At 34.0% G+C, this 12649-nt stretch carries 10 protein-coding genes and 2 pseudogenes; 4 read left to right on the forward strand and 8 right to left on the reverse strand.

Annotated elements, in window-relative coordinates; all coding sequences use genetic code 11:
- Positions 1 to 289 precede the first annotated feature (289 nt).
- Positions 290 to 858 (forward strand): annotated as a pseudogene (locus AB1284_RS26125) (IS6 family transposase); the annotation flags it as partial.
- Between the two features lie 217 nt (positions 859 to 1075).
- Here the strand turns inward: AB1284_RS26125 and AB1284_RS26130 are convergent.
- Positions 1076 to 4036, reverse strand: a complete 2961-nt coding sequence (locus AB1284_RS26130) for a Tn3 family transposase (RefSeq protein ID WP_429762061.1) — start codon at positions 4034 to 4036, stop codon at positions 1076 to 1078.
- 24 nt (positions 4037 to 4060) lie between these two features.
- On the reverse strand, positions 4061 to 4615 hold the full coding sequence (locus AB1284_RS26135; RefSeq protein WP_429762062.1) for a recombinase family protein: 555 nt from the start codon (positions 4613 to 4615) through the stop codon (positions 4061 to 4063).
- A 461-nt stretch (positions 4616 to 5076) separates the two neighbouring features.
- Between AB1284_RS26135 and AB1284_RS26140 the strand changes: the two are divergent.
- Positions 5077 to 5196: pseudogene (locus AB1284_RS26140) on the forward strand (IS6 family transposase); the annotation flags it as partial.
- A 91-nt stretch (positions 5197 to 5287) separates the two neighbouring features.
- Here AB1284_RS26140 and AB1284_RS26145 read toward each other — a convergent pair.
- The 3 genes from AB1284_RS26145 to AB1284_RS26155 are packed head-to-tail and all read right to left on the reverse strand — an operon-like array spanning position 5288 to position 7214.
- Positions 5288 to 6076, reverse strand: a complete 789-nt coding sequence (locus AB1284_RS26145) for an ABC transporter permease (protein ID WP_429762063.1) — start codon at positions 6074 to 6076, stop codon at positions 5288 to 5290.
- A complete protein-coding gene (locus AB1284_RS26150; RefSeq protein ID WP_429762064.1) occupies positions 6073 to 6978 on the reverse strand; it encodes an ATP-binding cassette domain-containing protein in 906 nt (301 codons plus the stop codon). Before AB1284_RS26150 ends, AB1284_RS26145 begins: the two co-directional genes overlap by 4 nt.
- Positions 6975 to 7214, reverse strand: coding sequence for a PLD nuclease N-terminal domain-containing protein (locus tag AB1284_RS26155; protein ID WP_098198184.1), 240 nt, complete (start codon positions 7212 to 7214; stop codon positions 6975 to 6977). Before AB1284_RS26155 ends, AB1284_RS26150 begins: the two co-directional genes overlap by 4 nt.
- Positions 7215 to 7340: 126 nt before the next feature.
- Here AB1284_RS26155 and AB1284_RS26160 point away from each other — a divergent pair, with 126 nt between their 5' ends.
- Positions 7341 to 7886 carry a transcriptional regulator gene (locus tag AB1284_RS26160; protein ID WP_306200607.1) on the forward strand — a complete coding sequence of 182 codons (546 nt, stop codon included), beginning with the start codon at positions 7341 to 7343 and terminating at the stop codon, positions 7884 to 7886.
- A 327-nt stretch (positions 7887 to 8213) separates the two neighbouring features.
- On the opposite strand, the gene AB1284_RS26165 is transcribed toward AB1284_RS26160, so the two are convergent.
- The 3 genes from AB1284_RS26165 to AB1284_RS26175 form a co-directional block, all read right to left on the reverse strand.
- The gene (locus AB1284_RS26165) at positions 8214 to 9644 is read right to left on the reverse strand and encodes an IS4 family transposase (RefSeq protein WP_429762065.1); all 1431 of its coding nucleotides are present in this window, start codon (positions 9642 to 9644) and stop codon (positions 8214 to 8216) included.
- A 169-nt stretch (positions 9645 to 9813) separates the two neighbouring features.
- Complete coding sequence (locus tag AB1284_RS26170) at positions 9814 to 10539, reverse strand: permease prefix domain 1-containing protein (protein ID WP_429762066.1); 726 nt, start codon at positions 10537 to 10539, stop codon at positions 9814 to 9816.
- On the reverse strand, positions 10536 to 10865 hold the full coding sequence (locus AB1284_RS26175) for a PadR family transcriptional regulator (RefSeq protein ID WP_429762067.1): 330 nt from the start codon (positions 10863 to 10865) through the stop codon (positions 10536 to 10538). Before AB1284_RS26175 ends, AB1284_RS26170 begins: the two co-directional genes overlap by 4 nt.
- Positions 10866 to 11371: 506 nt before the next feature.
- On the opposite strand from AB1284_RS26175, the gene AB1284_RS26180 reads away from it, so the two are divergent.
- Positions 11372 to 12643 carry a DNA polymerase thumb domain-containing protein gene (locus tag AB1284_RS26180; RefSeq protein ID WP_429762068.1) on the forward strand — a complete coding sequence of 424 codons (1272 nt, stop codon included), beginning with the start codon at positions 11372 to 11374 and terminating at the stop codon, positions 12641 to 12643.
- Positions 12644 to 12649 lie beyond the last annotated feature (6 nt).

Genomic DNA, 12649 nt, shown 5'->3' on the forward strand with positions numbered 1-12649 from the left:
TTTGTAAATTATATATATAACCATCAAAAAAGCACCCTTTCGGGTGCAGATAACTAATTGTTTGTGGAATTATTTTTTGTATCTTCCTTTACTTTAGAAATTTCCCCTTAATATCAAAGTATTTAGTGAAACCTTATTCACTCTTTTTAATTGGACACATTTACCAATATTATTTCTATATAATTCATGTTATGGTAATTTAGTCTAGTAATTCGTTACTTGACACAATACCTTTAGAAGCCCCGTTGATAAGCGGGGTTTCCTTTGCTACAAAATGAAATTCAAAACTATTTCTATTCATCCAACAACTATCATGCGCTGGGTTCATGAATATGGAAAACTTATCTACCACATTTGGAAAAAGAAAAACAAAAACACATTGTTATCTTGGCGTTTGGATGAAACCATATCAAGGTGAAAGGGAAATGGTGTTATTTATATCGAGAAATCGATAAAGAGGGACAAACACTTGATATTCAACTTCGTCAAAAACGGGACACACAAGCAGCATATGCTTTTATGAAAAGACTTGTTCGATCTTTTGGAGAACCAACGGTTCTGACGACAGATAAGGCCCCTTCTTTAGCTTCCGCATTCAAAAAATTAAAAGAGATAGGTCTTTACAAAAATACCTTTCATCGTACAATCAAGTACCTCAATAATATCATTGAGCAAGATCACCGGCATGTGAAACGTCGATTCTCCCGTTCTTTAGGATTTCAAAGTCTTCGCCATGCCTCACGTACTATTAAAGGTATAGAAACTGTTCATGCTATATACAAACAAAAACGAAGTCCTCAACCAAACTTCGTTTTTTCAACGTATAACGCATTACATGAATTATTAATAGTTTCATAAAACTGGTCCATAACCTTCCCCATCTCTTTATATCTTCGGAAACTTTGTAACAGAACCGAATTTCTCAATCAGCATCTGTCAGACTTTTAACTTTCACCCAAAAGAAGTTTCCCACTTCTAGGGGTCCCGCCCACATTTTAACGAAAATATACTTTAAGCAAATTTCGACATAAAATGAGCCGGATTTTCTACTCTAAGAAAAATCCGGCTCTTATTTTTAGACTTGTTGTAAAGGACGAAGAGATTCTAACGTTGTAGTATCTTTCTTATTAAATCGGTACTCACCTAAAAAGTTGATATGCTCCCATCCTAGTGGTGAGATATGTTTTAATAGTTCTTCGTTAAACCCATGCGTACTTCTTAACATCTCTACAGCCTTACCTAAATATACGGTGTTCCATATAATGATGGCATTAATGAGAATACTTAATACACTTGCTCGTTGCAATTGGTCTTGGAGAGCACGTTCACGGAATTCTCCGTGTTTCCCAAAAAATATTGCTCTTGCTAGTGAATTCATTGCTTCCCCTTTGTTTAATCCTCGTTGAACTTTTCTACGTAACGTTTTATCTGAAAGATAATCTAAAATAAAGATAGTCTTTTCAATTCTACCCATTTCTCTTAAAGCCTTTTCTACTTTATTCTGGCGGGTATAAGAACCTAACTTGCTCATAATTAGTGCACCGGACACTTTTCCTTCTCGAATTGAATGGGCTATACGTAAAACGTCATCATAATTTTCATAGATCAATTTCATATTCACTTGTCCCCGTATAAGACCTTCTATATTTGAAAAATCTTTAGGTGAACCAATTGTATATAATTTAGAACTCGATAAGTCCCTTAATCGAGGTGCAAAACGGAATCCTAACAGGTGAGTTAAGCCAAATACTTGGTCAGTATAGCCGGCTGTATCCGTATAATGCTCTTCAATCATTAAATCAGATTCATGATGAAGTAACCCATCAATCACATGTATAGCATCTCTTGCATTCGTGTTAATAACTTTTGTGTAAAAGGAAGAAAATTGATCACTTACGAATCTATATATAGTCGCTCCTTTACCAGATCCATAGTGTGGATTCGAGCTAGCGCTCAAAGAGGATACCCCAATTTGAACCCGCATTCCGTCCGATGATGAAGTAGTACCGTCACCCCAGTAAGAAGCCAAGGGTAGCCGATGCTGAAAATTAACCAATATTGCTTGTGCACGATTTAATGCATCATCGTACATACGCCACTGACTTGCATTAGCTAACTGATGATAAGAGATATTTGGTGTAGCTTCTGCCATTTTCGTAAGTCCAATATTTGTTCCCATAGCCATAAGTGAAGCAAGAGAAATAATGATTTCTTCCCCTTTAGGTGGTTTGTTTGTGGATGCGTGAATAAATTGCTGCTCGAAGCCTGTCCAGCTCGCTACTTCTAGAAGTAGGTCTGTAAGCTTAACCCGAGGTAACATGTGATAGAGTTTGGCACTTAGTTGTTTGGCTTCCTCTGGAGTATCCTTTTCCAAACGCTGGAGATGTAGATTTCCCTTGTCAATATCAACTCCATCTAATGAGTGAGCATTGTTAGAGAATGTTTCAATTCGCTTTAATAGAGTTTGTGCTCGTTCCGCTATATATTCATCGGCATGTGTAGCAACTGCTAAGCGTGTCCCTATTTCTTTACTATCAATCCAATCTTGAGATGGTACTAAGTATTCATCAAAATCTTTATGCTGCCGGCTTCCCACAATAGAAATATCTCCAGAACGTACATAATTTCGTAGTTCGGTAAATGCAGCTAATTCATAGAAATGTCGATTAATGTTTCCATCTTCGTCGTATATATGTTTTTGCCATCTGTTTGAAACAAAAGCTAATGGGGCTCCTTGTGATACTTTACGTTTTCCTGAGTCATTTAGTTCACGGATGACGTCTAAAGCATTTAATACAGACTTAGCATAATTTGTAGACTGAAATTCTAAGGCTCTAAGTAATGTAGGAGTATATTTTCGTAGGTAATTGTATCGGCTTTCTAATAAATCAAGATAATCATAATTTATAGGTCGAGACAGTTGTTTAGCTTCCTCTACAGAAGCTACAAATTTATCCCAGGGCATGACTGTTTCTAATACCACAAAAGGATTCATATTTTCTTCTTTAGCTTTAATTAATGCAGTTCCTAAGTCTGCATAATGAAGAATTTTTTCATTTAGCGCTTTTCCGTTTTTTTTATGGATCTCTTCTTGCTGCTTTCTTCCCTTTAATTGAAGATTCATCATTTGTTTATCATGAATCTCAAAAGCTTGATCAATTAAATCCTGAGTTAAATCGAATAGATAAGCTACCAATATGGCATACTTTTTTATCTCTTTAAACCTTCGAAATGAGAAAGCTTCATAGCGTGCTCCCATTCGAGACAGTTGTCGTAGTCGATTAGGATGTATCCCTTTTGTATTAATGTTTAACTGTAGTCCTTTTATGTATTCTAAGCGCTCAATAACCTTTAAAAAAGATTCTGGTGAAAATTGACCAGGTACTTCTTTTAACCAAGCTAAATAAGTTTTTGAAGAGTTAGGCATGAAATGGAGCAACCCACTTAGTTTTTCCTTTTGTGAAAAGGTTAAAGATGATGTTAGCATCTTAAATATGCTTTTCTCTGCTCGTTTACGTGTTTCCCATATTGCTCGTTCTATAATTGCCATCGAAGGAAGTATAATCTTCCAAGTACGGAGTTCTTGCAATACTGTTTCAATGAGATATGTTGTATTTCCATTATTTAATGCATGTGGTTGAAGAAATTTAGATAACTTTCGATAGTCAGCAATTGTAAAGTTACGAAAACCGTATTCTTTTCGAATCTCTTCTATATGTTCATATCGTGTAGCGTCTCGTTGAGCATAGAGTCCCCAATCTTCTGTATTTACACCAATTTGTGTAGCTACAAATTCTAAAACGACATTCGGAATATCTCCTACATCAGATAAGGGCCATCCTGAATATCGTAAAACACTTAATTGAATAGCAAAACCTAGACGATTATAGTCCCTCCGATGGCGATTAATGATTTTGATATCATGCTGACTGAAAGAAAAGTATGTACTTAATATCCATTCGCTTATATCAGAGGGGATTTGCATATATTGCTTTCGTTCTTCTGCTGTAAGAAGTTCTCTTACTCTCACATACATTAGAAGTCATCCCCTTTGTATTTGTTATTTCGCTTTCTGCAGATATCGATACAATGTAGCTCTTGAAACACCTAAGGTGTTACATATATCTTCAGTAGAATAATTTGGATCCTTCATTAAAGATTTTGCCATAGAAACCTGGGTTGTATCCATCACTTTAGGTCTCCCACCCAGACGACCACGTGCACGAGCGGCTGACAATCCAGCTTGTGTACGTTCTTGAATCATTTCTCGTTCAAATTCAGCTAATGCTCCGAATACGTGGAAAATGAGTTTCCCTCCACTTGTAGAAGTATCCATATTTTCTTGAAGACTTCGAAAGGCAATTCCTTCTTCATTTAATATATTGATGGTTTCAATAAGGTGCTTGAGGGAACGACCTAAGCGATCTAATTTCCAAACTACTAATGTATCGCCCTCGCGTACGTAATCAAGAGCTTCATCTAATCCAGAGCGAGATGAGATAGATCCACTTACTACATCAGTAAAAATCCGTTTGCACCCAGCTTGTATAAGAGCATCTTTCTGTAAATCCAAATTTTGATCATGTGTAGACACACGAGCGTAGCCAATTAACAAATTATCACCTCCATATACTTTTGTATTGTCTCATAACTCATAAAATAAAGGAATAATGAGATTTTGATTTTAAGACAAGTTTTGAGACGGATAACATAGCATTATTTCAATATCAAATAAAAAGCATAAAAAAGTCTCAAAAACCTCCGTTTTTGAGACTTTTTATTTCTTTAACATTTCTATCAATGCACTTGTTTTAAATAGGGATACCGCCAATCAAGCTAAGATTTTGAGACACTCCCATAACGAAATTTTTACCTTCTACAGTTATTTATGAGAGTTCAGCTCGTTTTTTTCGTTTTGGGAAACAATCAATTTCTTAAGTTAATGGCGATGGGGCGGGACCCCTAACAGTTAAACTAGCTAAGAACTATTGTTAACTAAGTAAAACACATTTTCAGTCTAAATCATTTTTTTAATAAGACATCAGTAATCTTTGTAGTATCTCGGCCGAACCCCCTTCACATAGGATAAAAGGTATCAATACCATTCATGCGCTATATAAACAAAAGCGAAGTCTGCAAAGAGACTCCGCTTTTTCAACATACAATGAACTTCAGCAATTACTAGCTACTTCCTAATCCTTTTTCCTCATTTACCAATCTATTTATGTTTTTTCAAACTTTGCAACAGAGCCAAAAATCTCATACTATCATCATGGTTATTCTCTACTTATTCATGATTAAATTTTTTATTAGCAATCCAATAATTCGTTACAAAAAGTGTCAATAAAATCCAAACGAGTGTTAGAAGTACATTGCCTATTACGTTTGAATTTACTAATCCCGTGATTAGTGTTTCCATTGCATGTTTGCTCATACTGGCTGGATTTAACTGATCCATTATTGGATTCAAACCAACGATTATTCTACAACCTATAAGAAAAATAATTGAAATTAGTGCGATAATACCTTGACTGTGAAAAATAGTACTTATCATTGTTGTGAAAGATACAATAAAAAGAACCCATACTAGATAAAATACCAATCCAGTAATCATGTGTGAAAATGGAACAGCAGTAAAAAGATAATTTACATATAGATAAGAAGCAAAGTATCCACTCGTTACACTAAAAGCTGCCACAAAATAATTTGATATTATTTTCCCCCCAATATATGAAGTAACGGATACAGGCCGTGTTAAAATAAAGGCCAGCATATCGTTGGCTTTATCTGTTTGAATGATACCCATCATAGAAATTGCAAGAATCATAATACCAAGCTGATCAAATTGAGATCCTAAAGTACTTGCTAGTACTTCGCCTCCTTTTTGTGCTGTCATACTCGGATCAATGGTAATTCCCTGACCACCGCCCAATGCTTCTAAAATTGATGGCAAGTAATGAGTTACTATCGGCTGAGTTGCCCCTAAAAAGATAAAAACAATCGGTAACCAAATTACTTTAAAATCACGTACCATCTGAACAAATTCTTTTTTTATCAGTACAATTAAGTTATTCATTTCTGCACCACCAATTCTAAGAAGATTTCTTCTAAAGTATCGTTATTCATTTCAAATTTAACGATGTCTACTTTATGTTCGAGTGCATTTTTTAGCAATATATTTTTGTTCTTTTCGATGTTTTCAACTTTAATTTTAACTTTAAGCCCGATAACTTCTACCCCTTTCACATAAGGGAGTTTTTTTACAACGTCAATCCACTTTTGATCCTTCGCAGTGATTTCCACAATTAACTTATTTTCGCTATTACGGTTTAAAAGCTCGGTGATCGTTGTATCTTCTATTTTTGTTCCATCTTTTATAATGACAAATCGTTCACAGATTTCTTCCGCATCGCTTAATATATGGGTGGATAATAAAATGCTTGTATCTTTTTTTATTTCTTCAATCAGGTTTAATACCTCTCTTCGACCGATTGGATCTAACGCAGATACCGGTTCATCCATGACAATAAGCGAAGGTTTATGTAGTAAGGCTTGTGCAATACCGAGTCGTTGTTTCATTCCACCAGAAAATGTACCAACCTTTGAATTTTCTTCACCCATTAGTCCAACTTTTGTCAGAATTTCCGGTATCAAGTTTGTTAATACTTCTTTTTTCAATCCTGATAGTTGCCCCATAAACGTAAGGGTTTCTCTTGCTGTCATCCAATGAAAAAAATTAGGGTACTGCGGTAGGTAACCAATTTCTCTTTTCATTTTTGATATTTTTTTGCCATTTAATAAAACTTCACCTGCGTCTGAATTAATAATGTCTGAAATCACTTTTATTAATGTGGATTTGCCGGCTCCATTTGGTCCAATTAGACCGACACATTCCCCTGATTGCAGTTCCATCGAGAAATTATTGACAGCAATTTTCCCTTTAAATAATTTTGTTACATTTCTAATTTCTAGTTTCAAGATCTCTCACTATCCTTTCTCCCTATAACAAAATACAAAATAGGTCCAAGTATACTAACAAAAAGAATAATTAGCGTCCATATAAGCACATTTTTCCTTGTCTTCCTATGACGATATAAATCAATTAATGCAATTAAAACTAAAAGCATTCCCACAAAAATAACTGGCAATAAAATGGGCAGAATAGCCATAAGGTCAATGTCTTTGAAGTCATTTAATCCATAATGTAGTTGCATTCCCATCATTCTCCTTTTAAGTTCATTCTCATTATCAATAATGATAAACGAAGTGTGTATGTATTGCAATCATAATTCTCATTATTTATAATGAGAATTAAATTTAATAAAAAATAAGGTGATTGGATGAGTAATAAAGCTGAAATATTAATGCATCCGGTAAGAATAAAAATTTGCCAAGCATTAATGAGAAATAGAGAAAATGGGTTAACACCATTAGAAATGGTAAAAATCCTTAAAGATGTACCCCAAGCAACTCTATATAGACATCTACAAACTATGGTTGATTCTGGTATTGTCCGTGTGATTAAAGAAAAAAAGGTGAAATCTGTTTCCGAAAAATATTACGCAATAAATGAAGAAGAAGCAAAAATTGACGGGAGTGAATGGAAGGAACTATCGAGTAAGGAAAAGTTAGACTACATTTCCTATTACCAGTTATCACTTATGACGCAATATCAAAGTTATCTTAAGAAATTAGATGAACAAAACCACCAAGAGGATAGTGCTACTTTTTCTGTAGTGGAATTGAAGATAGATGAGGAACACTTTATAAAATTTCAAAACGAATTAAATGAATTAATGACAAAATATTACCAGACCCAGAGTAAGGGCAACGAAATAGAGGCTCCATTTAGGACCATCGCCATTACAATTATTCCGGATAGTTAAACGAATTAAGTATTTGTAAAACCCGGTGACTCCAATATTGGAACAAGTACTCATTATTTACTCGACAGTCACTTGATCGATTAAAACAGCTTTAAATCTTATAAAAATAAAGCCGATGATTCCTTAGCGTAGGAAAAATCGGCTTCTTTCATGTCGAAATTTGCTTAGCGTATATTTTCGTTAAAATGTGGGCGGTACCCCATGCCCATCAACCTAAGATTAAGTAAAAGTTCGTTCAACTAGATTTTTTCTGTTTTCTAAAGAAGTGATATCAGCTATCTAAAAATTTGCATACCAAATAAACCCTAACGGGTTTCATTTTTTTAATTAAGCTACATGATTATGAGTAACGAAACAAGTGTATATGACACCCAATATATCAAAGACTGTTTTCTTCTCATATCGATGAGATTTCCTTCCGTTTTTCTGCAAAAAATTAAACAAACGAAGCAAGATTTTTGATAGTTCTTGAGTATCTTTTTGTAGAGCTTGATAAAGAAGTAGAAAGTAATCTTTAATAATATAAACCGCTTTATATTCACTCAGCTCTCGTTTCTTCTTGGTGAGGAGTAATTGACGCATTTGAAACATGGTGGAGGAGCAAAGAAGGATACTTATTAATTGTCCATATAAATGACATTCTAGCCGTTCTAATTTTACAGAATTACAATGATGAATACAAAAAAATGATTTCCATGTTTTAAATATCAATTCAATTTGCCATCGTAAGGAGTAAAAATCGTATACTTGTTCCTTTGGTAGGTATTCCGAAGGGATATTCGTAATGTAGAAGTTGATTGCACTAAGTCGCTTACTGCGTTCTTTATAGGTGATTTGCTTCTTGTGTTCTTTAACAGCTAAGTCCTTTTGTCTACGTTTCATTTGCGTTTCAGTTAATTTATACAGAATAAGTCTTGCAGGAAGTTTTTGATACATTCCAATATAAATCTCAGGAATCTCATATGTTTCACCAGACTGTAATTGGTCAATAAATTGCTCCATATCTAGTTGGACGTACTCAGAGTGTTTTTTTATTGTTCCACTTTGAAAGTATTCAGGCTCTCTATTCTTCTGATATATACGAGTATTCAGCTTTAATCGAGAAATAAAATAAGCACCACACTCGTCTATCGTATGCAGGTCTTTCAAATCAAAATATCCTAAATCACGTATACATACATCGCGCGGTTGAAGAGACGTTAAGCAAGTAGAACCATAATTTTTATCATTGTGCTTTCCAGACCCTACATGGACATGTAAAAACTGACCACTAAGTAAATCGTACTCTAGTTGAATTTTTACACCAGCACTATGACCACTACCTCCTGAACCTTGATATGTAGAAGCAAATTTATCTGGAATCTGAAAATGTGTAGAATCCAATACACGAATACTGCGAAAATGGTTTGTATATAAAGTTGAAATCTTACTAGATGTACAGAGTTGTTGGTGGAGTAAATAGGTTAATATTTGTTGTAAAAACTGCACAGCCTGAGAATTAAATCGTTGATTGAGTCCTTCTGGACTCATAGAAATACCTGTATTCGTTTCTAAGCGACTACATAATTGTATCAATGAAGTATGAGCTATATTTTGGCTTAACCAAACACATAGAGCCACTAAATCTTGAGCACGGTATTTACTTTTTCTTTGAACAAATCCTATCTCTCTAGCTAACTGTTCTAAAACATGTGGTGACATATATCGTTGTAATTCTTTAGAAAACAATTCTAGTTCATCTAAAATCGATAAATTCATACAAAAACGCCATCCTTTCGTGTATGTGGTTAACAAAAGAATAGCGTTTTTTTACATATAAGGAATAGTCTAAATTGCTACCTGAATAATAAAGACAAAACATTTTTAAATTCTTGTACATTTTTTATTTAGTTTCAAGATCCTCTATGAATTAATCAGAATAAAATTTTCACTTCACATAGTTCATATTAGATGGTGTAAGGGATTTTTTAACTTGCAGTTTCTGTAATAATTTCCATCCCATAAATCCAACTAAGAGGCCAACCAAATGAAAAATAATACTAGTAGTGTCAAAAGTACCTACTAACATGACAATATACAACAACTCAATGCTTAAAGTTAATTTCACAAAGAGCATAAAAGCTGCTTTAGAAGAACGGAACTTATGAAATAGTATAGGAATTAAAAATCCCAATGGAATCAATAAGATAATTGGTTTAACTGCATGTGCTATCCAATAACCAGGTATGTTATATAGAAAAAGGGTATAGAAAGGTGTAATATCAATAAAAGTGCGAAGCAACCACATTACATCATGATTTCTTGAAAATTGCTCAATAATCCCAAGAAACCACTCACGACCAACGCTATTTCCTAAGTACTGATACCAAATAAAGAATAATATATAAGGAACAAATAGAGACAATGCAGAACGCTTTATAAATTTTTCATATGGAAAAATAGATTTTTGAAGCTCCCCTCCAATAGAATCTGGTTCTCCAAAATGTTGTATCGCCAATTGTTTTGCTTGCTCTATAGACATTCCTTGTTTAACATACTCTTCCTTTAAACTAATAAGATGATCAAGTAATTCTATAGCTAGTTCCTCACGGGCTGCCCCATCTAGATTAGTCTTTTTTACAATACATTCTATGTAATTTTCAAACTCTTTCATGCGAATTCTCCTTTCTGACAAGCTTGAATAAGTGCAGTGATTTGTCCCCAATAATCCAGCTTCTTCTCTAGTTCCTGCTTTCCAGCCTTAGTAATACGGTAAAATTTCCTTTTCATTCCACTTTCTGATTCTCCCCAGTATGATTCAATCAAATTTTTTTGCTCCATTCGTTTGAGTGCTGGATATAGTGTGCCTTGACTCATATGGTAAACGTCATTGCTTTGTACTTTAAGTTTTTGAATGATTTCATAACCGTAAGTATCATGGTGAGAAATTATAGAGAGTACAAGTATATCAATGCTTCCCTTCATCATTTCTTTGTCCATTTTTTCACCTCCTAAGATAAATCGTAACACGACATATATCATGAAACAACATGTAAAGATAGAAAATAACATCTTTCATTATGAAAGATGTTATTAAGATCCTAGCTACATAAATTTTTCTTTTTACTTGTTTTGGATAAATACACTTATCTTAAGTTGATAGTTCCTCAAAACAAAGAAAATTTTCGTTTTGGGGGCAACACGTTCTATTAGGTTGATGGCTATGGGGCGGTACCCCTACTACTAAAATCTTTTTTTTCATACTAATCCCCTCTAATAAAAATATTTATAAACTTAATTTCTAGAAATATCCTTCTAGTAAATATTACATTACACTGATGGGTAAATCTATATATAATCATGTTACTTTGAATTCAACGGTTATATAATTTCACGTATCGTAATATAAATTAAATATAAACAATTTATTTTCATCAAGGGATTGAATAGCACGGGATAAAAGGATTATAATAGGAACAAACGTTCTGTTTTTGGGAGGTAAAATAATGTTTGATTACTCAAAATGCATGAATCGGATGATATTCTGTATAGATCTTTGCTCATTTTTCGCCAGTTGTGCCTGTGTGATGCGAGGTCTAGATCCACTAAAAGTGAAATTGGCGGTTGTCGGGGATACGGACAGAAATGGATCTATTGTATTAGCGGCCACGCCAGAATTAAAAAAATTAGGGATTTCTACAGCAACCAGATTATACGAAATACCCAAAGATCCAAGCATCATAATTGTGAATGCAACAATGAGAAGATTTGTTGAAGTTTCAAATCAAATCACAGAAATTTATACGAGATATGTAGCATTAGAAGATCTACATGTTTACTCAATAGACGAGTGCTTTCTAGATTTGCAACAAACAGCACATCTTTTTGGACGAGATCCCCTTGTTATTGCTAAAAGAATTCAAAAAGAGGTATATGATACAACCGGAATAACTGCATCCATTGGAATTGCGCCTAATCTATTCCTTGCAAAAGTTGCATTAGATGTGGAAAGTAAACATTCAAGATCAAGGATTGCGATGTGGTCATACGAGGATGTTTCAAAAAAATTATGGGAAATCAAGCCCCTTAAAAAAGTATGGGGAATCGGATCAGCTACTCAAGAAGCTCTACACAAAATGGGTCTATTTTCCTTAAAAGATGTTGCAAAAACGCCAAAAGAACATTTAATACAGCGATTTGGCAAAGTAAAAGGTGAAGATCTACATCGTTTTTCATATGGTATTGATGAAAGCCGGATTTCTAATAAATACATTCCTAAAAGTACTTCAATAACAAAAGGACAAATATTATTAGAAGACTGTTTTAGCCTAAATAAATTAAAATTACTTATTTTAGAACAGATTGAGGAAACCTGTTTTCGATTACGATCTATCGATAAATGTTGTAGAACGGTTGAACTTTCCATAGGGTACAGTAAATATATTGGTGGAGGATTTAAACGAGCAATTACCTTGGAACAACCGACTTGCTTAACTGAAGATGTTTATGAAGCGTGCTTACAATTGTTAAAAAAGTTTCATTCTGGGCATCCAGTGCGCCAAATACATATAACTTTAAAGAATTTGACTAGGGATGATGCAATACAAATGTCTTTATTTGAAGATACTTCCAAAAAAGATGTTCAAAGGAAATTAGCAAAAACAATGGATGGTATCCGTCATAAGTATGGTAAAAGTTCGATTATGAGAGGTATAAGTTACATTCAAGGGGCTACACAGCGTGATAGAAATAACAAAATTGGTGGTCACAAGGCATAAGGAGGA

The organism is Bacillus sp. S2(2024) (genome assembly GCF_050474045.1).
Taxonomy (GTDB): domain Bacteria; phylum Bacillota; class Bacilli; order Bacillales; family Bacillaceae_G; genus Bacillus_A; species Bacillus_A yunxiaonensis.